This is a genomic window from Rufibacter roseus (assembly GCF_001647285.1).
Lineage (GTDB): Bacteria > Bacteroidota > Bacteroidia > Cytophagales > Hymenobacteraceae > Nibribacter > Nibribacter roseus.
Window position 1 is genome coordinate 15,321 of the sequence record NZ_LRML01000006.1, and the last position, 25,639, is coordinate 40,959.

A 25,639-nucleotide genomic window follows, 5' to 3' on the forward strand; every position below is an offset into this window, starting at 1 on the left:
AAGGCCTACAAGTCTTCCTTTTTTTATGCGCTAGTTTGATTCTAATTCAAGTTGTATAATAAAAGGAGCCGACGTTTATCGGCTCCTTTTATAAAAACAGGTCAAAAACAAGTCAAGTTCTGAATTCAAGACCCAGACACTGGACTCTTTTTAATTACATGTTTCTCCGGTATTGCCCGCCTACGGCAAACAGTGCATTGGTAATTTGACCAAGAGAACAGAACTTAGATGCTTCCATGATGGCCTCAAAGATGTTGCCGTTCTGTATGGCCACTTCCTGCAGGTGCTTTAATTGGGCAGGAGCCGTCTCTGAGAAACGGGCGTGCAGATCTTTCAGCATAGAGATCTGGTACTGCTTTTCTTCTTCTGTGGCTCTGATTACTTCTGAAGGAATAACAGTAGGTGAGCCTTGGCTGCTCAGGAAGGTATTCACACCTATGATCGGGTATTCTCCGGTATGCTTAAGGGTTTCGTAGTACAAGCTTTCCTCCTGAATCTTGCCGCGCTGGTACATGGTTTCCATAGCACCTAACACGCCACCACGTTCAGTAATTCTGTCAAACTCCAGCAACACCGCTTCCTCTACCAAATCAGTTAGTTCTTCTATGATGAAGGAGCCTTGCAGTGGGTTCTCATTCTTAGCCAAGCCTAACTCTCGGTTGATGATCAACTGAATGGCCATGGCGCGGCGCACAGAGGCCTCTGTAGGCGTGGTAATAGCCTCATCATAAGCATTCGTATGTAGTGAATTACAGTTATCGTAAATGGCATACAGAGCCTGCAGAGTAGTTCTAATATCGTTGAAGTCTATCTCCTGTGCGTGTAGTGAACGCCCTGAGGTTTGGATGTGGTACTTCAACATCTGGGATCGAGCATTGGCGCCATACTTCAATTTCATAGCCTTCGCCCAAATTCTACGAGCTACACGGCCAATGACAGCGTACTCAGGATCTATACCATTAGAGAAGAAGAAGCTTAGGTTAGGAGCAAACGCGTTGATGTCCATGCCACGGCTCACGTAGTATTCTACAAAAGTAAAGCCATTGGCTAACGTAAATGCTAACTGAGTGATAGGGTTAGCGCCCGCCTCTGCTATGTGGTAGCCCGAGATGGAAACAGAGTAAAAGTTACGGACGTTGTGGTCAATGAAGTACTGCTGCACGTCACCCATTAACCGTAGGGCAAACTCTGTGCTGAAGATACAGGTGTTCTGCGCCTGATCTTCTTTCAGAATGTCAGCCTGAACGGTTCCACGAACAGAGGCCAAGGTTTTCTCTTTAATCTGAGCATAGACATCGGCTGGTAAGACCTGATCTCCGGTTACGCCCAAGAGCATCAGGCCTAAACCGTCATTCCCTTCTGGCAATTCGCCTTGGTAGCGCGGGCGTTTTTGGCCTGATTTTTCGAAAATAGCCTTGATTCGCGCTTCAACCTCTTCCTCCAGACCATTTTCTTTGATGTACAGCTCGCACTGTTGGTCAATGGCTGCGTTCATAAAGAAACCGGTCAAAATAGCAGCTGGTCCATTGATGGTCATAGACACAGAAGTCATTGGATGCGCCAGGTTAAAGCCGGAGTACAGCTTCTTGGCATCATCCAGACAGGCAATGCTCACCCCGGAATTGCCAATTTTACCGTAAATGTCAGGGCGTAGATCTGGGTCTTCACCGTAAAGCGTTACCGAGTCGAAGGCCGTAGACAGGCGCTTAGCCGGCAGTCCTTTGCTCACGTAATGAAAACGACGGTTGGTACGCTCAGGTCCGCCTTCACCGGCGAACATACGGGTCGGGTCTTCGCCTTCGCGCTTGAACGGGAAAACGCCCGCTGTGTACGGGAATTCGCCCGGCACATTCTCCTGCAGGTTCCATTTAAGTAAATCGCCCCAGGCTTCATACCTTGGCGTAGCCACTTTAGGAATTTCCAGTTGCGAAAGGCTGTTGGTGTGGGTTTTCACTTTTAGAACCTTGTCTCGCACCTTGAATTCATAGAACTCATTTTTGTAGCTTTGGCGCTTCTCTGGCCATTGCTCCAGCAACTTTTTATTCTGCCCATCCAGTTTTAGAGCCGTTTCTTCATAAGCATACTCCAACTGTTTTATCAGGCGGTCTTTGTCTTCTACCTCAATGGTCTGAATGGCTTCGATAGACTGACGTAAGCCATAAAGTTTCTGCGCCACTCCAGCCTGTTCTACGACCCATTTGTCATAGTTGCGGTTGTTCTCGGCAATTTCAGAAAGGTAACGGGTGCGGCTAGGCGGAATGATGTACACTTTCTCTGACATCTCACCGGTGGCTTGCATCTTAGAATCAAAGTTTACACCTGTCTTCTCAGAGATTTTAGCTATCACGGCTTTGTACAGGCGGTTCATGCCGGGGTCATTGAACTGAGAGGCTATGGTGCCGAACACCGGAATTTCCTCATCGCTCACATCCCATAACTGATGATTGCGCTTGTACTGTTTTTTGACATCGCGCAATGCGTCTAGTGCACCGCGTTTATCAAACTTGTTCAGCGCAATGATATCAGCAAAATCGAGCATGTCAATTTTCTCCAGCTGGGTTGCTGCGCCGTATTCAGGCGTCATTACGTACAGGCTGGCATCTGAGTGCTCTATGATCTCCGTGTCTGACTGACCAATACCAGAGGTTTCTAAAATGATCAGATCAAAGTTGGCCGCCTTCACAATGTCTACCGCGTCTTGCACGTAGCGGCTCAAGGCTAAATTGCTCTGTCGGGTAGCCAATGAACGCATGTACACACGGCTGTTACTGATGGCGTTCATGCGAATTCTATCGCCTAAAAGGGCACCACCAGTTTTGCGTTTAGAGGGGTCAACAGAGATAATGGCAATAGTTTTGTCCTGAAAATCCATCAGGAAGCGGCGCACCAACTCATCTACCAGTGAGGACTTACCTGCACCACCGGTTCCGGTAATACCCAAGACAGGTGTTGCTAATTGCTGATTCTTATTTGTTGATTGTTGTTCAATACAAGAGAACAGCTGCTTCTTCACCTTGGCATATTCCTCAGGAAAGTTTTCAGCGGCAGAAATAAGACGAGCAATGGATTTGGCGTCTTTTTGCTGTAGGTGCTTCACCTCGCCGTTTAGGTTTTGACCTGTTGGGAAGTCGCATTTCTCCAGCATGTCATTGATCATGCCTTGAAGACCCATAGCGCGTCCGTCGTCAGGGGAGTAGATGCGGGCAATGCCGTAGCCGTGCAACTCCTCAATTTCAGAAGGCAGAATAACACCGCCACCACCGCCAAAAATGCGAATGTGGCTGCTGCCACGCTCCTTCAGGAGGTCGTACATGTATTTGAAATACTCCAGGTGACCACCTTGGTAGGAGGTGAGGGCAATAGCCTGAGCATCTTCTTGAATGGCGCAATCCACAATTTCCTGCACCGAGCGGTTGTGGCCAAGGTGAATGACCTCAGCACCCGATGCCTGAATAATGCGGCGCATGATATTGATAGAAGCATCGTGGCCATCAAATAAAGAGGCAGCCGTTACAATGCGGATATGATTGACAGGTTTGTATGGTTGTACAGTAGTAACTGACATTTGTTAGGTTGCTAGTGATTGGTATGCGAAAGTACGAAATTTCCAGTGAACGCAGATAACCAGTGTAGGCAGGCGCTCTTGCGTTTCAGGTGTGTTTTCTGAAAACGGGCTAAAAACAGGAAATGTTCAGTTTAAGTTGCTTCTGCAAACTGTATTTGCGTAGTTTCAGGATAAATAACCAAATACCATGGATCAACTCCACGTGCTCCCCTTTATCCCTGTTCTGGAAATCATAGGTACTTTTGTTTTTGCTATTAGCGGAACTCTTACCGCGGCAGAAAAGAAATTAGATCCGTTTGGCGCTTCTGTCATAGCTTTTGTAACCGCTCTTGGCGGAGGAACCGTTAGAGACTTACTCCTAAACTTACGACCCGTTTGGATTCAGGAAGAGAGATACTTGCTGACGGTGTTTATCTCAGTGGTGGTGGCAGTGTTGTTCCGGAAGCAGATAAATAGGCTGAGGCGCACCCTCTTCTTATTTGACACCGCAGGAATTGCTCTTTTTACCATACTAGGCATGGAGAAAGCCTTAAGGATTGGAGTGCCACCCATCATTGCCTTGGTGATGGGGGTTGTGTCAGCAGTATTCGGGGGAGTAGTAAGAGACATTCTCTGCAACGAGATTCCGCTGATTTTCCGGCGGGAAGTCTATGCAACTGCGTGCTTGACGGGGGGAGGAGCTTATCTGCTGATGCGCTTGGCTCCATTGCCTGAAGGCGTACCGGTAGCGGTTGCAATTGGCATCATTATTTTGATACGCATATTGGCTGTACGGCTGCATTGGGCATTCCCAAATCTGAGGTCTGAAGAGTAATTCAAAATAATAGAAGACCTTAAATAGCTTAAGTATTCACCATCTAATGATTACTTATAGCTTTTTTAATCCCTTCTAAACTAGAATCGTTTTGGGGCTGATTTTTCAAATACAGCTCCAAAACAGAGTTTTATCTGTAGAAGAACCTTCTGTGGGCTCTAAAATATCTACATATGTTTAATTCAAACTGAAAGTATAATTTGATGCAAGACAGAATGGTTGAATAAGTATTTTTTGAGAAGCACTTTCGGTATATTTACTTCTATGAAAATTAACCCCACGTTTGTAAAACCCCATCTGCTGCGAGCATTGGTTATTTTAATCTTTTGTTTTATTGCCTCACCAGGTATAGCACAAGATTGGAACAAGAAAAAAGCCGCTGTGGTGCTTACCTATGATGATGCGTTAAACGTGCACCTTGACCATGTTCTACCGGCTCTAGATTCCTTAGGATTGAAAGGCACCTTCTACTTGACTGCCGGTGCCCAAGCTTTTAGGCAGCGCCTGCCCGAGTGGGAAAAAGTTGCCAATAATAAACATGAATTGGCTAACCACACCCTTTTCCACCCTTGCGATGGCAGCCTTCCCGGAAGATCGTTTGTTTCAGAGTATGACTTGGCCAAATATTCTATACGGAGGTTATCAGATGAAATAAAGATGACTAATACCGTGCTGCAGGCATTGGATGGCAAAACAGAGCGCACCTTTGCCTACCCCTGTGGAGACACGAAAGCAGGGGGTGAGTCTTTTGTTCCCATGGTCAAAGAGAATTTTGTGGCTGCCAGAGGGGTGCAGAAAGAAATGTTGCCTAGACAAGCTACGGATGTTTATATGATTGGATGCCACAGCGGTAACGGACAAAACGGGGAGGAACTGATTGCGCTGGTAAAAGAGGCTATACAAAACAGACGCATGATCGTTTTCCTTTTTCATGGAGTTGGGGGAGAGCACAGTCTAAATGTATCAAGAAAGGCACACGCTGAGTTATTAGGTTTCTTGAAGAAACATGAAAAGGAAATTTGGAACCCCACTTTTATTGAAGCTGCTAAATATTTGAAGTCTGAATAGTTGAACAAATCAAAAGCAGAAAGGGCAGAATATAAATTCTGCCCTTTCTGCTTTTAAAAACTATATATACTTTTTTTTGATAGAAGATTAATAATTAGTAGTTAACTCAACGTACTTCTTTAAATATGACTTCAACTTTTTATTTTTCTTTTCTTCTTTTTCAAACTCCAAAAGCAATTCAGTTTCAGTTGCTATTATTTTTCTTAATGACTTTTTGTCCAGAAGAATAGTTTTTCCAGTATTTACATCAAGAACCTTTTCAACTAATTGAAAAGTATTATTACCATATCCTCCCGATCCTCGTATTCCATAGTCGGTAAAATAGAGGTAGTTTCCAATTTTCTCAGTTTTGGAAAATTCTGTTTTCGGACCAAGTGCTGAATCAGAGGTTTTAATATAAAAGTTTATTCCGTCACTAAACCCAAAGATATAGCCTATGGAACGTCCTGTTTTTTTATCAATGTTAATGTTGTATAAACTAACACTGCCAGATGCATTTAAAAAGCCAGTTCCTTTATTAAATGGTAAATGGGACTATACTATAATCAAATTCAACAGTAGGACTATTATTCTTGAATTCTTCAAAGTTTCTAAAAATTCCTTTCTTTAGCCTAAGATCATTTGATGTCTGGCCTACGCTATAAGAAAGACTAATTACAAAACAAAGAATAGTGAATATTAAGCTTATTTTCATGTAGTTATTTTTAATAGAATATTAAATAAAAGTTATTTATAAAACTGTTTAGTGATAGAATTTAAGGGTCGTCTTTACCAAATACAGAAGCTACAATAATTCCTCTGCTGCTACATTTAGCACTACTATTTTAACGCTTCATACAATACCTCTATCGGGTGTTGAGCGGTTCTGCCGGTACCGTCGTGAATCTGGTGGCGGCAACTTGTTCCAGGGGCGGCAATAATGACTTCTTCAGGTTGCTGGCGTACCGTTGGGAAAAGCACTAATTCCCCTATAGCCATGGACACATCAAAATGCTCGGCTTCATAACCAAAGGAACCAGCCATGCCGCAGCAGCCAGAAGGAATCACCTCTACCTTATAGTTTTTTGGCAGCGTGAGCATTTGTTGTGTGTAGAGCACACTGCTCAACGCCTTCTGGTGGCAATGTCCGTGCAATTTGATCAGCCGCTCTTCCTCCTTGAACAGATTGGTATCTATGTTCTTGTTCAGGATTTCACGGGCAATGAATTCGTCAAATTGTAAACAATGGATGGAAAGTGCTTGGGCAGCTTCTACCTGATCATCATTCACCAGATCTAAATATTCATCACGGAAGGTGAGGATACAAGACGGTTCTATTCCAATGAGGGGCGTTTCAGCGGTAATCAGTTCATGCAAAAGCGCCACGTTACGCTGGGCCAGTTTTTTGGCGTCACGCACCAAACCTTTTGAGAGATAGGTGCGGCCACTTTCCTCATGTTCTGGTATGATTACTTCATAGCCTAACTTCTCCAGTAACAGCACCGCCTTCTGGCCGATTGGTGTATCGTTGTAATTCGTGAATTCATCACAGAACAGATATACCTTCTTTTTAAAAGTTTTGTCTCCTCTTTCTTTCTGATGCTTTTTAAACCAGCTTTTGAGCGTGGTGTTGTGCAGGAGCGGTAAAGAACGTTTGGTGGCAAAACCTATAGATTTTTTGAAGAGATTAGCGGTAAAATTATTCTTGAACAGTAGGTTATAAGCCCCCGGAAGTAGAGACGCCAGTTTGTTGGCATTGTTGAAATTACCGATCAACCGAGTTCTGAAAGGAATACCGTTGGCATCATAATAATGCTGCAGAAACTCGGCCTTCAGTTTAGCTACGTCCACGTTAGAGGGGCACTCAGACTTGCAGCCTTTGCAGGAGATACACAAGTCCATGGCTTCCTTTATTTCATGATGATCAAACCGGTTGGCTTTGGGGGAGCGGGTTAAAAACTCACGCATCACGTTCGCACGTCCACGCGTGGTGTCGCGCTCATTACGGGTTACCATATAGCTAGGGCACATGGTGCCGCCAGTTAAATGTGTTTTACGGCAGTCGCCGGAACCGTTGCACAATTCTGCTGCCCTTAATACACCACCTGCCTGACTGAATTTGAAGACGGTGTCAAACTCCGGAGTTTCCTGGCCTGGCTCATAGCGCAGGTAGGTGTTCATGCTGGGAGTATTCACAATCTTTCCAGGATTGAAGATGTTCTCCGGGTCCCATACCCGTTTCACTTCTTCCACCAGCCGGTAGTTTTCTTCCCCAATCATGAATGGAATGAATTCACCGCGCAAGCGGCCATCACCATGCTCACCGCTCAAAGAGCCGCGGTACTTTTTCACCAGGTGCGCAATCTCAGTGGCTATGGTACGGAAGAGTTGATTTCCTTCAGCGGTTTTTAAGTTTATAATGGGGCGGAGGTGAAGTTCACCAGAGCCGGCATGGGCGTAATGCACGCAATAAAGGTCATGCGTTTTCAGGGTCTCATTGAATTCCGCAATAAAATCTGGCAGGTCTTCTACGGCTACGGCAGTATCTTCAATTACTGCTACAGGCTTAGCGTCGCCGGGTATGTTAGACAGCAATCCTAAACCTGCTTTGCGCAGATTCCATACCTTTTTGATGTCTGGGCCATACACCACCGGGTAGTGATACCCCAAACCAGCCGCCTCTAAATCTTGAATCAAAGCGTGCGCACGCTGTTCAATTTCTTTAGGGCTGTCGCTGGCCAATTCCACTACCAAAATGGCTCCAGGGTCTCCTTTCACAAAGAACCTGTTCTGGCTTTGTTCAATGTTGGTTTTGGTACACTCCAAAATGTAGTGGTCCATGAGTTCACTCGCCGTTGGCTTGTGTTTTAGGGCAACCAAATTAGCTCGAAGTGACTCGTCAATGGTGTGGCAGTGAATACAAACCAGCGCCGCCTCTTTGGGAGGCAATGGGTTTACGTGCAGCTTTATTTCGGTCAAGAAGGCCAAAGTGCCTTCTGAGCCCGCAATGAGTTTGCAGAAATTGAAAGGTTCTTTGCCAGAAGTAAAAGGCTCGGTTTCCAGTAACAGATCAATGGCATAGCCAGTGTTACGGCGTTCAATGCTGGGTTTAGGGAAATGAGCCCTTATGTTCTCCTGTGACGGAACATGGCTTAGCATAGACTTGATGCCTTGGTAAAGACGCGTCTCCAGTGGGCCAGAGGTGCCTTCGCCTCGTGTTTTGGCTTCAAATTCGTCTAAGGTCAGAGCTCCAAACTCAGCTTCGGAACCGTCGCTCAGTATTGCTTTTACAGACAGTAAGTGCTCGCGAGCGCTACCGTAAATAATGGAGTTTGAACCACAGGAGTTATTACCTACCATGCCGCCAATCATGGCGCGGTTGGCAGTAGAGGTTTCTGGTCCGAAATAAAGGCCGTAGGGCTTCAGGAACATGTTCAGCTCATCTCTGATTACTCCCGGCTGTACCCGCACCCAGCCTTCTTCGGCGTTTACCTCCAATATTTTAGTAAATGCGCGCGAAACATCAACCACAATGCCATTGCCCACCACCTGACCAGCCAATGAGGTGCCAGCGGTACGCGGAATGATGGAGGTTCCTTCTTTGCGGGCAAAGCTGATAAGGGTTTTAATGTCTTGCACCGACGCCGGAAAGGCTACTGCCAGGGGAACCTCGCGATAGGCGGAGGCATCGGTGGCGTAAAGCGTACGCATGGTGCTGTCAAAAAAGAATTCTCCTTCTAGTTGATTGGCAAGCGCCTGAAGCTTTTGTGTGTTCATGTATGTTGTCTGGAGCGGCTTTAGCGGTAAATCACCAGAAAAAGGGAACCAGGTTTAAATGAAAAGAAAAAGGGGAGAAGGGAGACATATAGAGAGTCTTTCTGTTTTGAGCCTGTTTTACCTAAAACTGCTCTAAAACAGAAGTAAAACAACTTCATCTTCTCCTCAACCCGAAAGTAAAGCGTGGCTGAATAAAGTCAAAGCAGAAACCGAAAAAGGGTTCTATTTTCATTTAAAAACAATAGAAATGTTTTCATAATGATATTGGCTGCTAATGAAAGGTATGATGGAAGACAGCGACAATTTCCTTCTTACTAACAGCTTTTGTTATCTCCAAAGGGTTATAAAACGTTTTGGGCCTCCTTTTCGCAAAAGAGGCCCAAAACAGAAGCTTGATCAGAAGAAATTACCTTCTGGAAGAACCAAACTGACGCAGGTTATAATTGAAGCTGACCATAAAGTAACGTTGCAGCACAGTGGTTTGCACGTCTTCAATGTAAGCGTTGGTCACATTACGCTGAATGCTTGTATTCTGGCCTAACAAATCAAACGCGGACAACCTGATTTCTGCCTGGCGGTCTTTCATGAACTTATAGCCAATGCCACCATTCCAAAGAAGATAGTTGGCATCTATGCCTTCGGCCAGACCTCCATTGTACTGGTGGTTTAGCTCAGAAGTAACGGTAAGACCTTGCCAGATAATCCAATTCAATCTGAACTGGCTGTTTTGGCTGTAGTAGTTGTTGTTCTGCGTAGTCAGAAACTCATACTTCACGTTATTGTAGCTGGCATTGGTTGATATCAAAAAGTCTAGATTCTCGCTGATATTACTGCTAATGACAACTCCACCACCCATGTTCAAGGCTTTGGTAGCGTTCGATACTTCCCTATAGTCGGTTCTATAATCGGCGTACAAAGAAGGGGTGTTAGAGTAATTTGCGTTTAGATTCAGATTCAGGTTAGACTTGATGAAACTGATCGGAATTCCATAGTTCAGGAATGAACGCATGGTGTATTGTCCGTCTAAATTCGTTTGGTAAGAAAGCTGCTGACCACGAGATAAAGGTACTCCAGAAGGAGTGGTGATTGGCTCTTCATTTCTACCAGGTCCATTCACGGCAGGGGAGTTGTTGCGGTAGGTGCTGCGGCCAATGTAGTTTTGTGCAAAAGAACCACCGAACAAGAAGAAGAACGAGGATGACTTTTCAGGATTATTCGCCTGGTACCGCATGTTCAGGTTATGGCTAAAGCTTTGACCCAACCTAGGGTTCCCTTGGGTAAGCAACGTAGGGTTTGAAATGTCTACGGCACTCTGTAACTGCTCTACTGACGGCGTTTGTGTACGGCCCATGTAGAACAACCGCAGGTTTTTATCTTGGCTTAGGTTGTACCGCAACATGGCAAAGGGTAAAATGTTGTGGTAGGTTCTGGTGGTGTCAATAGTAGTTGGGTACAGCTGATCAGTTGCCAACTGCAGCCACTGGTAGCGGGCACTCAGCATCATCTGGAAATCCTTGCTGTTGTAGCGCCAGCCGCCGCCAAGCTCTTGGGTAAGGGTTCTGTTGTCTACCGTGCTAGATTGATTTGTGACCAGGCTGTCATAGGCCTCGGTTCTTGGGCGGAATTGAAACGTACGTTTGTCACCGTCTGAATTGTTGTAGTTGGTGTTGTAGGTTAACTGCAACTGTGTATTCTGGGTGAGTGGCTCTGTGTAATTGAGGTTGGCTCCGACATTGTAACCTTGGTTGTTCAGGCTTGAGTTCAGGTACAGCAGCGAATCATCTCCTTCGTTAACCACATCAAAAAGATAGGCAATTTCAGAGCGGCTGTCCCCTTTGTTCTGGTTGTAACCATTTTCTAGGTTCACGCTGAAGGTACGCCCCCTTTTAGCAAAGCTGTGGCGCCACAAAATGCTGTTGTTGAAGTTAATGCCTGTGAGGTCTGACTGAAACAGGTTGTCAAAATTGTTAATCAACATGTTGTCATCACGCAGAGAAGAAACAGAATTGAGTCTAGATTCTGTCAGGCTGGTACCGTCGTTCATTTGCAGGCTTAGCCGCGGGCGGATGATCAAAGAGTTGGCTGAATCTATGTTATAGGTAATGCGGAGGTTCAGACGGTGGTTCTGGTTTTTGGCATCTGAATTACCAAGCTCCCTCACGTTCATTTCGTCTTCGGAATCTGTCTGAAACTGACGGAAAGAAGAATAGTTGTAGTCGTTGTTGGAGTGGTTGAAGAAGTAGCTGCCCTGTACGTCTACCTTCTGGCCCCATTTGTCCAAGTAATTAATACCAATAGCGTTGGTGCGGGCAATACCGTTGTTGGCATTCACCAGGAAATCCCCGGTGTTATTGCCGCCGCCCCAGCCGCCACCGCCGCCTCCACGGGGTCCTCCGCCACCGCGTCCACCACGGCCACCGCCTCGGCTAGAGGCACTGGCTACACCCACTAAATCTTCAGATGAAAAGTTCTGTTCGTTTACGTTGTTACTCAAACCTACAATTGATACGCGGCGATCGCCGTCAAACTCATTGATGTTGCCGCTTAAACGGTATCGGCCGTCGGTACCAATACCAGCGCTGATTCGGCCAAACTTGCCGTTGCGCATTTCGGGTTTGGTAATGATGTTGATGGTTTTTTGCTCATTGCCATCGCTGAAGCCTGTAAACTGCGATTGGTCGCTTTGGCGGTCAAATACCTGTATTTTCTGTATTACTTCGGCGGGCAGGTTTTTAAGTACGGCGTTCGGGTCTTCCCCAAAAAATTCTTTACCGTCTACCAATACACGCTGTACCCGTTCGCCCTGAGCCTGTACCTCACCATTCTGCACGGTTATACCCGGCATCTTCTGTATAAGGTTCTCTGCGTTGGCATCTCGGTTAACTTTAAAGGCAGCAGCGTTCAGTTCAGTGGTGTCACCTCTGGTGATGGCGGTTGCCGCGCGCCCTACTACTTCTACTTCTTTTAAAGTAGTAGCGCCGGATGTTAAGGCAAGGGTGCCTAAATTAACCGGAGCCCCGGCTACTTCTACACGTTTGATCAGGTCGTTGAACCCTAAATAGGTAATTTTAACTAAATATTGTCCGTTTCGAACGGCAGGAAATCTAAATTGACCCTCTACATCGGTAGAGACCCCATTGACTACTGATGAATCACGGGCATTCAAAAGAGAAACAGTAGCGGAGATAAGAGGAGATCCTTCGCCCACTGCTTGACCATTAATGGAGCCAGTCTGGCTGTAGCCTAAAAAAGAGAGGAAAAACAGAAAGAACAGTAAACTTATTTTTTTCATTTCAGCATTGGTTTGTGTTTAGATGGCAGCGGCTTGATAAGGTTTAATGCAGAAACAAAAAATTCTGTTTTAGACCTGTTTTAAAGAAAACAAGCCCAAAACAGAATGTGCGAATTTCTATAAACGAAAATGAAAAACTAGGATTTAAGGAACTGTAGTAACGGCTTTATGAAGCGGTCAAATGCCTCTATGTGTGGGAGGTGCCCCACATTATCTAGTTCCACCAATTTGGCATTTTGTATTTTTTTTGCAGTCTCTTTTCCTAAAGCAGGATAGTTACCCAATTTCTCGCGCGCTTCAGGGCTGGCCTGCGCTTTTCCCAAAGCGGTACGGTCGCGTTGCCCAATAATGAGCAGGGTGGGCATTTTGAGTTGATCAAACTCATACACCACCGGTTGAGTGAAAATCATGTCATAGGTGAGGGCGGCGTTCCAGGCAATCAAAGGGTAATCAGGACCAACTGTCCAACCTGCTAATAAATTAACCCACTGGTCATACTGAGGTTTCCACTGGCCGCCGTAGTAGTTCTGCAGTTGGTATTTTTTTATGCCTTCTCGGGTTTGCTTCAGTTCGTTGGCGTACCATTGCTCAATTGGCTGATAGGGAACCCACTTTTTCCAGTCTTCCAGGCCAATAGGGTTGGTAAGAATAAGCTTTTCTGTAAAAGAAGGGTACATAAGAGCAAAACGCGTAGCCAGCATTCCACCCATGGAGTGACCTAATACTGCTGCTTTCTTTACTCCGAGGCTGTCTAGTAAACCTTTGGTGTTCATTGCCAGCGCCTGAAACGTGTACTGGTAATATTCAGGCTTAGTGGACTTCCCGAAGCCAATCTGATCTGGTATAATTACCCTGTAGCCATTGTTGCTTAAGGCTTTGGCTGTTTCCTCCCAATAGGCACCATTAAAGTTTTTGCCGTGTAAAAGCACTACCGTCTGGCCACTGGGTTTCTGAGGTTTCACATCCATATAAGCCATTTTTAGTTTTTGATTCTGGGCTTGAACAGGATAATGAGATACCGGGAAGGGGTATGTGTAGTTGGTCAACTCGGCATCTAAAGGCTTTAGCTGCCCAAACGCCGGTATTACGCAGAATTGCAACAGGAGAATAAGCGCCAGTAGGGGCCGGAAAAGGTCTCTCATGAAGTACTTTCAATTTTAGTTTATTTAATGAACTAGTTAGAGTACGAACAGGGTGGAAATAGGATGGCAAGTATGGAGATAGTAAGTAACCTGGGTGAAACCAGTTGAGCAGATAGTACCCAAAGCTCTGATATATATAAAGACAGCTAGAACTCCTCTTATTGTTAGCAGTGACTGTTTTTGATCTCTTTTTCTGAAATCAGGCCTAAAACAGCAGCTATACTTTAGTTCTACATTATTATGTCTTAAAAAAAAGCCCTACTAACGTAAAGTTAGTAGGGCTTGCATTAAATTTTTGTATTGTTAACCGGCTACTTCCGCCAGTTCCTCTTTCTTCTTGTAGGCATCTGCGTGTACGTTGGCTACTGCTCTGCCTGAAGGGTCGTTCATGTTTTTGAAGGAAGCATCCCATTCAAGAGCTATAGGTGTACTGCAAGCCACCGACGGTACTGACGGTACAGAAAGAGCCGCTGCGTCGCTTGGGAAGTGTTTGGAGAAGATAGAGCGGTAGTAGTACTCTTCTTTGGTAGAAGGTGTCTGAATAGGGAATCTGAAGCGGGCGTTAGCCAGTTGCTCATCACTCACTTTCTGGTTCACCATTTCTTTCAGGGTGTCAATCCAGCTGTAACCTACTCCGTCAGAGAACTGCTCTTTCTGGCGCCACGCCACGCTGGCTGGCAGGTAATCTTCAAACGCTTTCCGAAGCACCCATTTTTCCATACGCTCCCCATTGATCATTTTGTCCTGTGGATTAATGCGCATGGCTACATCCATGAACTCCTTGTCCAGGAAAGGAACACGGCCTTCAATACCCCATGACGCTAATGATTTGTTAGCCCTGAGGCAATCGTACATGTGCAGCTTGTCTAACTTGCGCACCGTCTCTTCATGGAATTCTCTGGCATTAGGTGCTTTGTGGAAGTACAGGTAACCGCCAAATAATTCATCAGAACCCTCGCCGGAAAGCACCATTTTAATGCCCATGGCTTTGATGGCACGAGCCATCAGATACATAGGAGTAGAAGCACGTATGGTGGTAACATCATACGTTTCCAAGTGGTAGATTACGTCTTTTATGGCGTCTATACCTTCCTGTATGGTGAATTTTATTTCGTGATGAACGGTACCAATATGATCGGCCACTTTCTGTGCTGCCGCCAAATCAGGAGAGCCTTCCAAGCCTACGGCAAAGGAGTGCAGCTGTGGCCACCAAGCCGCTTCTTCGTCATTGGTTTCAATGCGTCTTTCAGCGTATTTTTTGGCAATGGCAGAGGTGATGGAAGAATCTAATCCACCTGAAAGCAAAACGCCATAAGGTACATCACTCATGAGTTGGCGGTGAACGGCCGCTTCTAAAGCCTCGCGTAGAGCCTGAATATTGGTTCCATTCTCTTTCACGTTTTCAAACTCCATCCATTCACGGCCATACCATTTCTGGAAACCTTCTTCTTTGCTGGAGAGGTAATGGCCCGGAGGAAACAACTCTATCTTGGCGCATCTGCCTTCCAGGGCCTTCAGTTCTGAAGCCACATAGAACGTTCCGTTCTGATCCCAGCCAATGTACAGCGGAATAATTCCCATGTGGTCACGAGCGATCAGGTATTCGTCCTTTTCTATGTCATAGATGGCAAAGCCGAAGATACCATTCAGGTCATCTAAAAACTTAGCACCTTTCTCTTGATACAAGGCAAGTATGACTTCACAGTCTGACTTTGTCTGAAAATTATAAGGAATTGAAAGTTGATTACGGAGTTCCAGGTGATTATATATTTCGCCATTGGCAGCAAGCACCAAATTACCATCTTCGCTAAACAAAGGTTGTTTACCAGAGATGGGGTCTACAATAGCCAAACGCTCATGCGCCAATATGGCTTTTGAGTTACTGTATATACCGCTCCAGTCCGGACCGCGGTGACGAATACATTTCGCCATTTCCAGTAACTGAGGGCGCAACGCCTCAGCAGATTCCTTTAAATCGAAAGCACAAACAATTCCACACACAATACTAGAATTTTAAATGTTATGATTATCAAATATCGTATATAATATTGAAAAACCAGTGAATATTGATAATTTTTTTTCTAAAACGTTGAAAATTACACAACAAATGTTAGGTTTAGTTGAAGTTGCTGAAGAAGAAGGAATTAAGCTTTTGCGATTTTCGCAAGAAAAGAGGTAAAAATAGTAAATATGGCAAAAAAACTTCTGAGGCGGGGTGGTTGTGTTTGAAGTTTTATTTTGCTGCTTCTTCAGTTATGATCTGCTTGAGACGCATCTGATGCCGCATTGTTTTTTTACTGGAGTAAGTTAATGGAATATTAAGAGAATATCAAAAGGAGTTTACCTTTATAGGTAAAACAGCATGTGAAGCTAAAAATATTTAGCAGCTTACTACCTCCTGGTCACGACAAGGGGCGCCACACTCAACGCAACTACCAAAGCAGCAATGAAAGATGCGATTACATGCCCATACTGTTGAAACTCCAGGCCGGCTAAAATTCTACCCATCATTACAACACCACAAATAATGGTAACTAAAATCCAATATTTTGCCTTTGCCTTTGTAACGACGGAATCGGCTGTGGGTAGATGAATGAAAGCGTAGGCAAGTATTGCTGCTCCTAGAAGTGAACTGGAATGCTGCAAAATTTTATAAATAGGTATAGTAGTAGAGCCTATTTTAACAGTGTTCACCAATACAGGTAAAGCCCGGGCGAAATAACCTGTATAATGGGTAAAGCTATCCCATAACAAATGAGATGCTGCCCCCACTATAATAGATAGTACCACCACAAACCACCGTTTTTTAAAATAGCGCGGCCAGTTGAACGAACTATAAAGTATTACCCTTGCCTGAAACATGGTAGGGGAGTTCAAAATAAGGCTATTGCGAATGAGCAGGTGAAATAGAAACGTGAGCAAAATTCCTAGCGGGAGATCAAACCAAAATAATCCCGTAAGAGTGTGGCTGAACTCGCTCTTCACCTTCATTCTAAGAAAGTATTCGAAATCAGGAGTAACGCTGCCTACCACCAAACCTGTTAAAGAATACCACCTACGCGGAAGCAAAGTGAATGGTAATACAATGGCTGGGTGAGAAAAGGTGAAAGGCATGCTGGTTGTTTGATATACTATTCTGGTCTTGCCGGACTACCATGCCAGCACATATATTTAATAAGCAAATGACAGTAAAATGATAAGTGCTAGAACTGAATCACTTTATATCATTGACCCCACCAATCTTTGTTTTAAGCCATTTTTAGTAAAGACCCATACTACCTGGTAAGCGCCTGCTCCATCACTGTTCCATTGGTACACGACGTAGCAGTCACCGCTTTTGTAAACGTTGAAGGTATTGGTGCATTCAAACAAATCGCAATAGAAGGCTTTGCTTATGTCTAATTTATTCCCCTCAATTGTAACAAGTAGGTCTTTCACCTGAGTCTTAGGAAAATCCCCATCAGTCCCCCATACTGGTCTGCCAGCAATGGCTGTCACGGCCCCGTTGTATCTGTCCACAATTCTGTTGTTCAGGGCAAAAGGTTCCAGTAAATATTTAAAAGAGAAGTCTTCGCCTTTGTAGGGCTGTAGCTTTTCAAGCGGCTTTAGCCTGGACGTATGAATATAACCTTCAATATAGTCTGACTGAGTAGAACCTAATGAGTAGGGGTTTTTGGGTATATAAACAAGAACCCATTCCTCATCAGATTTTCTTTCATCATTGATATACCAGAAGGCTTCATTATTATTAATTCTATGAATGATGTTTGACTGCCCATTCGGTTTCTCCCTCACATTTGTATATCCATCTTTATCCTGTATGATAGCTACCTGCGCAGAAGCTACAGCATTCATTAGAAACAGAACTACCAGCAAAATGAGGTTTTTCATAAGAAGATTTACTCCCAAGTATACTTGTACACTTTTATTAATCTGAGTTGGGTATAGAAGGCCTTTAATTCTTGCTTACTTTCTTCTGTTTTAACCACTTATATAGTCCGCTGTTCCCGAAAACGCCACCACCACCTATATACCTTTCTACAAAATCAAAAATTGAATTTGTTAAATAAATCGGTTCTTCTTGCTGATGGTCACTATTGATGATTACATATTGTTCAGGTCCATGTATAGAAATTGTCCAGGTGTCGCTATAAATCATGTACTCGGCAAAATAAAACGAAGTGGCTCCTAATTCATCCTTATACTTGAGAACTTCATGTACTGGTAAAATTCGAAACAAAAAGTCATCGGTCTCAAAACCATTGCAAAACCTGTAGAAGCTTGCCACTTCCATTGGAAGCTTTTGCATGAGGCTGTTTTCTAACTCTTGAAGTTCTTCTCTTAGAGCTGGTGGATTAAGTGAAATACCCAAACCTCTAGATTTAGATTGTAGCCTCTGAAAAAGTGCTTCGTAGTTTTCCATGAATGTTGTCTCACCTAACGGTTTGGTATAGGGCAAGCAGGGTAGCAAAATGGATAATCTTTCAGATTTTAATTTGTTCATTAATACCACCGAACTTTCCTTAACCACCAAACAGCCTATTGCTACATACAGTGTTGTAGTGCGTTTCTTAATTCCATAATCTAAGAATGAATGGTTTTAGGATCTCCAATTTACCATTTACCTTTTCTAACGGAATCTTCGCTGGACTACTAAAATTTACTTTTTTATCTATTTCACTATTTCTAAATGATAATATCTCAGCCGAGGATATTTTTCCAAAATTAGTGACCACGCGAACTTTTGTTTCAGGACAGTAGTAACCATTTCGACCTTCATATTGCAAGGCTTCATTTTTAACTTCTTTTTTCAACTCTTCTGATGATAACTCAACCTCAAAAGTTCTTTCAGGTGCTTCTGCAAACAGTACTTTGTAAGTTTTTTCATTACCCAAATAATACCAGCAATTGACTTCTTCAATAGTCGGTTTATATACATACGAGCCAATTCCCAAAATCAGAAAAAAAGGAACTAAAGCAAATCTCTTAGTAAAGGTGTTTAATAATTTAAATTCTATTTGAGCTGTGAGGAGGAGTCCTGTACTTATCATAAATGGAATCACGCCTATCAACATTCTTCCGTATTTGCCTTCATCGAAGAATATTACAAATCCAATAGTTTCAGCACTTAGAATAATCCACAGACAAGCAGAGATGAAGAAGACGATATCAGCTTTTTTGTTCTTGCTAATGCCCATTATGATGGCAATCACTGTTAGTACAGTTAGAAAGGGGAAATGAGAACCTACTGAGAATAGTTTAGCCCAAGCTATTAGTATTCCCCATATTACCAAAAAAGTAGAAAAGATATATTTAAATGTTTTCATCTTTTTGTAAATGCACTACAATGTTTAGTATATACATCAAGCTTTGCGGTCGGCCAAGGCTGCATTTTAGGTTTTGTTATCTGCTGACTTTTTCCCTATCCATCTATATTTGCTGCTGTATTTCTTATCTTCATTTATTATTTTGTACTTTATATTCGGACGGTTATGGACAAGATAATATTGCACCATGTCCGAATAAAGGTCATTTGAATAGAAGATGATCGTATTGTCTTTGTTCCATTTCCCATTTAAGGCATAGCCCGATTGCATATCTGCAATTAAGTAATTCCCATATTTAGGAATAATTCCGCCTGCAGGGATGACTGAAACATGAATAAAATTTAGTTTGTGTTCATCGTTCATGTAGCGGTAAGCAACTAATTCATATTTTCCATTAGGTGATTTCTCCCGATGCTCGATTATTAGTTTTGCATTGGGTTCAATAAAGTCAAAGGCAGAAACTTTAACCTTAATCCCATTTAATTCAGTGTCTTTAAAATTGGGTTGTGCTCCGCTACGTATAAAAGGTATAGTGTCATATTTGGCAGAGACAGTATAGTTGTCGAGCCATATAAAACGGACTAAGGAATTTGGCAAGGTATATTCTCTTAGGTTTTTTGACGTATCACTGAGGCTCAATACTGCCGTTCCTGCATGTCCATAGCCAAACGTACCTTGGTCAATCCCATAGTTTAATAATAACATAGAACTGTCAGGTGAAGCTAACCGCCAAAACTCTACAAAGTCCTTGTCAGTCATGAAAACTTCTTCCTTCCTGTCATACAACGAACAGCCGTAGAGGATAGACAAAGCAAAAATGGTGATAAGCTGTTTCACTATTTATTTTTAAAGTTGCAGCTAACCTTTAGGCTATGGCGCGTTTTAGTGCGCTATAGGTATTGTTGTGGGAGGTTGTTTTATTTATCTAAGTTAATGTCTACAAGGTACCAGCATTTCACTTTGTGTGAATTAAACATAGCTGGCTCCCATGGCTTCATCTCCTCAATTATGCTCTTAATTTGCTTTTTGAGATGACTTAAAAACTTATTGTTAGAATATTTAAGATTATAACCAAAATCACCAACCTTAATGTTTGACACTGCGCCTGTTGTATCAACTACAAATTCAGCTTCGATATACTGTCTCTCACTTTGCATGGGTTCATAATCCCAACCAACAGGTAAATTTAGCTTACTCAATATAAATGTATCTGGGGGAACTTTACCATACTTAGGCTCCACATCAACGTGCCAGTACTCATAAGTCTTGGTTGCCCATCTCGCCTCAAACATGTGGTCTGCAATCTGACTCAGGCTGCTGATGAAGTTTACCCCGTACTTCTCAGTAATAAGGCTGTCCATGTATAAACCATAGCAGTTTAATTCGCCTGTGCAATTCATTCCCAAGGGCTCATAAGCAATATTGAATTTCTTCAGCAGCTCCTTCAATTCCTCATCATGCCTCCTGATTTTCATTCCCTCGTACTTTGAGTAGACAAGTTTTCCTTTCATTGCGTCTAACCTTGCCCTTTCGATTTCAGCTACACAAAGTTCATTGTTGCGGTCAATTTGTTCGCCTATCGGAGGAGGTGGCGGAGGTAGATTTGCTTTTTTAGCTAAACCCTGATCAGTCAATGTTTCTGCTTTCTCTGAACTTTCGTCAGAGCAGGAAAGCATGAGAAGGCTTATAACTAAAGGAATGTATTTCATTTTTTATTTATCAATCACCCACAACTTCGGTCAAGCAGGACTTTACTTTGATAAAAAGTCTATTTTTCTATACCATGAAAATTGATTCATAGCATAGCTTCTATTAATCTTCATACAAGATAAACTTTCCCTTCACTTAAAACAATCACTATTAGCGTCTGTAAGTAATATGTTTATAAACTGAAGCATGAATAGTGGGCACAATATGTGAGGAATTGAAAGAGCCGGGGTTAATGCTATCAATCAGAGTCAACCGCAGCACAAGAAGTAAAGGTCTATTGTTCTCAATGATTATAAATTTAAAATCAACCAGTATCCCCAGATCTACGTTTAGTTGTGTGAAACAGCTCAATGAAGCTTTTTTACCTAAAAGCAATTAAAACTAAAACTATGAACTATACAGAAAACTTTGAAGGAATCAGAATTGACGTACAGGCAGTTGATATTACCATTACCGATGGACTGCAGCAGCGCGTTCGTGACGCAATCACTAAAATGAAGCGCTTTGTGCATGACATCAACTGGGTAGACGTGTATTTTAAGGTGGAGCCAAACCACGCTACCAACACCAAAACCGTCAGCATGAAATTAGGTATACCTGGCGAAGATGTTTTTGCGTCTGAATCTGGTGATGAGTGGTTTCCGATCATGAACAGCATTGAAGACAAACTGCGGAAACAGCTGGAGAAACGGTAGTCGATTTGTAGAGAAAAAGAAAAGGGAGCCTCTTGAGGCTCCCTTTTCTTTAGAAAAAATATAGCTCCCAAGGGGAGCCACATTTCCAAGTCTACCTATTCCAAATACATTACTCTTTCACAAAACGATGGCGCATGGTGCTGCCGTTGTTATGGATTTGCATTAAATACACTCCTGAATTCAACCTAGAAACATCCAGGGTACCATTCTTTAGTGTACTTGTAAGAACTGGTCGCCCCACTACATCCATAACTGTTACTGTACTTCCTTCTAAATTGCGTTTAGACTGAAGCTGGAGGAAACCAGTAGTAGGGTTGGGGTAAATGTTTGTCTCCGTTTTAGCTATTTCCTCATCTGACATACCCAAGGGTTCAAGGCTGTAGTAAATATTATCAAAGAAATATTCCTGTCCCTGAGTTGGAGCCGAAACAGACGCTACCATGAATGACTGATTTACGTTGTTTAGATTAAAACCAGTTACCGTCATAAACTGACTTAGCGGAATGGCCACTTGGTGCCAGTTCCCATCTCTTGTTAAACCATATTGCTGACCATCAGGAGCAAAATTTATCCAACTCTCCAGGTTGCCGCTTTTTATGCCTACCTTGAATGTGCCGCCTGCCGTTGTTTTCATATGAAATTTCAACATTCCGTTGGCCGCATAACCAGAGAGGTTTTTGTCTGAATTAGCAATGCCAAATCCGAACCAGCCTATATTGTTCACTTTCACCGCAATTACTTCTGAACCTTCCTGTGGAGTAGGGGCCGGAGTAGTAATAGGAGACAAGGTATTATCCCATAGATACAGGTTCGCGTCGCCATCGTAGTTCAGTGCGTCTGTGGTAGGGGTGGTTTCAGTAAAAACTCCAAAGTTGCCTATAGTGGGGGCGGCATTTACAGTAATGTTTCTGGCAGAGGAAAGGGTTGTGTGGCCTTCGTTGTCAAAAGCTTTGGCAGTAATCACATAAGTTCCTGCGGGCACATTTGTCCAACTGAAGGCATAAGGGCTGGATTCATCTGTACCTAAAAGTGTATTGCCGCTGTAAAACTGGACTTTGGTTATGGTACCGTCAGTATCAGAGGCATTGGCTGCTATTGTTACAGAGGCCGGAGCTGTATAAACTTGGTTCTGATCTGGTGACGCAAGGCTTACAAATGGCGCACTGGGGAAAGTGGAGCCAGTGGAATAGTAAATGTTGTCTAGCTGAAAGTCGAAATTGGCGGTTGGTGCGTCTCCGGCAAACATAAAAGTAGAGGTAAGGTTGGTGAAATCAACCGCCGGATTCTGGAATGCACTTAATGGAATAGAGACTTGGTGCCATTCGCCGTCTCGTACTAAACCATACTGTTCACCGCTGCTGGTAAAGTGTATCCAACTTTCCGTGGTGCCATTTTTCACGCCCACTTTAAAAGTGGCCGCAGAAGAAGTCTTCATGTGGAATTTTAAGCTTCCGTTGGCAAGGTAAGCCGAGAGGTTTTTTCCGGAGTGGTCGGTGCCCATGCCAAACCAGTTGTCAGAGGAAGCTCTGAAAGCTAGAGCTTCAGTGCCTTCAAGAGGTGATCCCGCATTTTCTAAGGCCGTTAGTGCATTATTCCAGATATAAAGATTAGCGTCACCATCATAATTCAGGCGGGCAACAGTAGGAGTGGTTTCAGTAAGTACGCCAAAGTTACCGGCAGCAATCACGTTCTCCTTAGCCAGGTACAGTACATCACCTGGGTTCTGATAAAGCCTCACGTAGTCTACATACATTTTGGCAGGAAGCGGAGCAGTAATGTTGGCTTGGTTTGTAATGCCAGTATAGTTACCGCCAACCGCCAGATTCAATATTAGAAAGTGCGGGTTATGGAACTCCTCTAAATCACTTGACGCGGCTCCCTGTATATTGAAAGTAAAAAACTCGTGGTCATCAATAAATACTTTGATAGACTGGCTGTTCCACACCATTTTGTAAGTGTGGTAGTCACTGGAGAGATTAGTTGGGGCGTCATAGTGCTGGCCATAATCAGCTCTTGTATTGTTATGCTCCCAATGCACTGCAGCACCCACACGCCGATTGGTAAGTCCGGCTTGAACGGCTTCTCTGATGCCCATCTCCATAATGTCTATTTCGCCGTTGGCAGGCCATACTCCGCCCACGGCGCCAAGTGTCCATAGAGCTGGCCATAAACCATCTTGTAGATTGGGAATCTTTATACGAGCCTCTACCGTTCCGTATTTGAACTGCACTTTCCCTTCTGTTTTGATTCTGGCAGAAGTGAACTGTCTTGTTTGAAATCCTTCTCTGCGGGCTTCTATAACTAGGTTGCCATCTTCTATACGGGCATTCTCAGAACGATCAGTGTAGTACTGTAACTCCGCATTCCCCCAGCCGCAGATTCCCCTGTTGCAACCATCTCCAGTTTCAAAGCTCCAGTGTTCTGGATTAATGGACGTACCATCAAAATTCTCTTCCCACACCAACGTTTGGCCACTGGTTTGAAACCCCATGGCTACTGTGGCAGCACCTGTGAATAATAGTTTATTTAGACTAGAAACTGATTTCAATAAATAGGAAAAGTACACCATGGGCATCTTACGTTTTAGTGAAAAATTTCTTTACTACAGAAGAAGAGGTAGCGCAGGACAGGCACTATTATATCATTGTCTGTTACACAAATAACCTTTATGTAGCGCAAAATGACTAGTTTGTCTGTACATCAACACTACATCACCTAACATTCTGGTACTACATCATTACTACATCACACGGCTGAAAAATAACTTATTAATTTGCTAATAGACCTGCTCAACTTTTTATGTATTCAGACACAGTTTCTACTAAGTATAAAATTTTGTACTGGTAAGGGAGTGCCTAATAAAGTTTGAATTGTAATTAACAATGCGCCTTTTTTAGTCATGTTTTAACTAAAAGAGGTTCAAAACAAGTGCTAAACCGGAAACTTAAACTTAGAGTATATTAAAGCAATTTGCTTTCGTAAAACATTAAGAGAGGAGCCCAGATTACTTTGTATTTTACTGCAGATACCCAATGCCGCAGAAATACAAAACCCCGACTATTTAGTAGTCGGGGCTTTAGTACTAACCAAAGAAGAAAAGCGTAAACGTAAAATCTTTATTGAAATTCTTACTCTTGTCTATCTGTTAGATTAAGTTCAACTTACACCTGAGGGGCAATTTCCGGTACTACGGTGGCAGCTTGCGTGTGCAGTGAGTACTGGTGAATTTCCTGGAAGATAGCTTTCACAAAGTTTTCTTCAAGTCCTTCGCGTTGTGCTTTGCTTAAACGCTGCTCCATTACCTGCTCCCAACGTCCGGTTTGCAACAGGTTCATTTTGTTTTCTTTCTTGATGATACCAATCTGCTTTGACACAGAAGATCTACGGGCCAAAACATTGATCAATTCATTGTCTAAGTAATCGATCAGGTTACGCAGTTCTGCCAGTTCTTCTTCGTTGGCGGTAGCGGTAGCGTTTGCCACTGTAACTACTAATGAATCTAATAATTGTCTTAACCCCTCTGGCGTAACTTGCTGAGCGGCGTCAGAAAGAGCTACATCAGGGTTACAGTGGGTTTCAATCATTAAGCCGTCTACCTGCAGGTTTAGGGCTTCCTGGCTAATTTGCTGTAATAGGGAGCGCTTGCCGGCAATGTGGCTTGGGTCGCAGATCAACGGAATCTCTGGCAACAGTTTCTTGAACTCATAGGCCATGTTCCATTTCGGGTGGTTGCGGTACGGTTTACTATCGAAGCTGGAGAAACCACGGTGAATGGCGCCTAAATCAGTGATACCGGCACGGTTCAAACGCTCCAAGGCACCTAACCATAACTGCAAATCAGGATTCACCGGGTTTTTTACAAGTACCGGAACATCAACACCTTCCAGAGCATCAGCAATCTCTTGTACTGAGAAGGGATTTACTGTGGTACGTGCACCAACCCAGAGAATGTCTACTCCTTGTTTAAGGGCATCATTCACGTGCTCAGCCGTGGCAACTTCACAAGCGGTCTTTAATCCGGTTTCTTCCTTCACGGTTTTCAACCACTTCAAGCCTACTTTGCCTATGCCTTCGAAGGCACCTGGGCGGGTACGTGGCTTCCAGATACCGGCTCTGAAAATGGTTACCTCTGGTACAGCGGCTAAGCCACGGGCTGTTTCTAGCATTTGCTCTTCGCTTTCGGCGCTGCAAGGGCCGGCTATGATAAGTGGCTGTCCGTTAGTGGTTCTGAATACGGACTGGGCGGACAGGTTTAAGGTCTTTGTCATGG

The 25,639-nt window shown here is 43.6% G+C and carries 16 protein-coding genes; 3 read left to right on the forward strand and 13 right to left on the reverse strand.

The features are described from left to right. Positions 1-154: 154 nt before the first annotated feature. Entirely contained in the window at positions 155-3,565 is a 3,411-nt protein-coding gene (locus tag A8O23_RS10120; RefSeq protein WP_066620512.1) for a methylmalonyl-CoA mutase family protein, read from the reverse strand. A gap of 187 nt (positions 3,566-3,752) precedes the next feature. Here A8O23_RS10120 and A8O23_RS10125 point away from each other — a divergent pair, with 187 nt between their 5' ends. Both A8O23_RS10125 and A8O23_RS10130 read left to right on the forward strand, forming a co-directional pair. Further along, a complete protein-coding gene (locus A8O23_RS10125) occupies positions 3,753-4,379 on the forward strand; it encodes a trimeric intracellular cation channel family protein (protein ID WP_066620515.1) in 627 nt (208 codons plus the stop codon). Between the two features lie 264 nt (positions 4,380-4,643). After that, complete coding sequence (locus tag A8O23_RS10130) at positions 4,644-5,447, forward strand: polysaccharide deacetylase family protein (protein WP_066620518.1); 804 nt, start codon at positions 4,644-4,646, stop codon at positions 5,445-5,447. An 819-nt stretch (positions 5,448-6,266) separates the two neighbouring features. Here the strand turns inward: A8O23_RS10130 and A8O23_RS10135 are convergent. The 10 genes from A8O23_RS10135 to A8O23_RS10180 all read right to left on the reverse strand — a co-directional run bounded on the left by A8O23_RS10135 (position 6,267) and on the right by A8O23_RS10180 (position 20,673). Further along, positions 6,267-9,203, reverse strand: a complete 2,937-nt coding sequence (locus tag A8O23_RS10135; protein WP_066620525.1) for an FAD-binding and (Fe-S)-binding domain-containing protein — start codon at positions 9,201-9,203, stop codon at positions 6,267-6,269. Between the two features lie 406 nt (positions 9,204-9,609). Then, positions 9,610-12,495, reverse strand: coding sequence for a TonB-dependent receptor (locus tag A8O23_RS10140; protein ID WP_066620530.1), 2,886 nt, complete (start codon positions 12,493-12,495; stop codon positions 9,610-9,612). Between the two features lie 137 nt (positions 12,496-12,632). Continuing rightward, positions 12,633-13,637: an alpha/beta fold hydrolase gene (locus tag A8O23_RS10145; RefSeq protein WP_066620532.1), complete on the reverse strand. Its 1,005-nt coding sequence runs from the start codon at positions 13,635-13,637 to the stop codon at positions 12,633-12,635. Positions 13,638-13,940: 303 nt separating this feature from the next. Beyond that, complete coding sequence (gene asnB / locus A8O23_RS10150; protein WP_066620534.1) at positions 13,941-15,638, reverse strand: asparagine synthase B; 1,698 nt, start codon at positions 15,636-15,638, stop codon at positions 13,941-13,943. 390 nt (positions 15,639-16,028) lie between these two features. Further along, positions 16,029-16,751, reverse strand: a complete 723-nt coding sequence (locus tag A8O23_RS10155; RefSeq protein ID WP_066620536.1) for a DUF4184 family protein — start codon at positions 16,749-16,751, stop codon at positions 16,029-16,031. Between the two features lie 105 nt (positions 16,752-16,856). Then, entirely contained in the window at positions 16,857-17,528 is a 672-nt protein-coding gene (locus A8O23_RS10160; protein WP_066620538.1) for an SH3 domain-containing protein, read from the reverse strand. A 64-nt stretch (positions 17,529-17,592) separates the two neighbouring features. Then, positions 17,593-18,060 (reverse strand): SMI1/KNR4 family protein, encoded by a 468-nt coding sequence (locus A8O23_RS10165; RefSeq protein WP_153042154.1) that lies wholly within the window; start codon positions 18,058-18,060, stop codon positions 17,593-17,595. Between the two features lie 148 nt (positions 18,061-18,208). Further along, positions 18,209-18,964 (reverse strand): hypothetical protein, encoded by a 756-nt coding sequence (locus A8O23_RS10170; RefSeq protein ID WP_066620553.1) that lies wholly within the window; start codon positions 18,962-18,964, stop codon positions 18,209-18,211. A gap of 66 nt (positions 18,965-19,030) precedes the next feature. Beyond that, on the reverse strand, positions 19,031-19,801 hold the full coding sequence (locus A8O23_RS10175) for a hypothetical protein (protein WP_153042155.1): 771 nt from the start codon (positions 19,799-19,801) through the stop codon (positions 19,031-19,033). Positions 19,802-19,881: 80 nt separating this feature from the next. Further along, positions 19,882-20,673: a hypothetical protein gene (locus tag A8O23_RS10180; RefSeq protein WP_066620559.1), complete on the reverse strand. Its 792-nt coding sequence runs from the start codon at positions 20,671-20,673 to the stop codon at positions 19,882-19,884. Positions 20,674-21,063: 390 nt separating this feature from the next. Between A8O23_RS10180 and hpf the strand changes: the two genes are divergently transcribed. Next, positions 21,064-21,369 carry a ribosome hibernation-promoting factor, HPF/YfiA family gene (hpf, locus tag A8O23_RS10185; protein ID WP_066621326.1) on the forward strand — a complete coding sequence of 102 codons (306 nt, stop codon included), beginning with the start codon at positions 21,064-21,066 and terminating at the stop codon, positions 21,367-21,369. Between the two features lie 109 nt (positions 21,370-21,478). Here the strand turns inward: hpf and A8O23_RS10190 are convergent, their stop codons facing one another. Both A8O23_RS10190 and A8O23_RS10195 read right to left on the reverse strand, forming a co-directional pair. Then, positions 21,479-23,860 (reverse strand): Ig-like domain-containing protein, encoded by a 2,382-nt coding sequence (locus tag A8O23_RS10190; RefSeq protein ID WP_161486719.1) that lies wholly within the window; start codon positions 23,858-23,860, stop codon positions 21,479-21,481. A 670-nt stretch (positions 23,861-24,530) separates the two neighbouring features. Then, positions 24,531-25,637 carry a chorismate mutase gene (locus A8O23_RS10195; RefSeq protein ID WP_066620564.1) on the reverse strand — a complete coding sequence of 369 codons (1,107 nt, stop codon included), beginning with the start codon at positions 25,635-25,637 and terminating at the stop codon, positions 24,531-24,533. Positions 25,638-25,639: the final 2 nt, after the last annotated feature.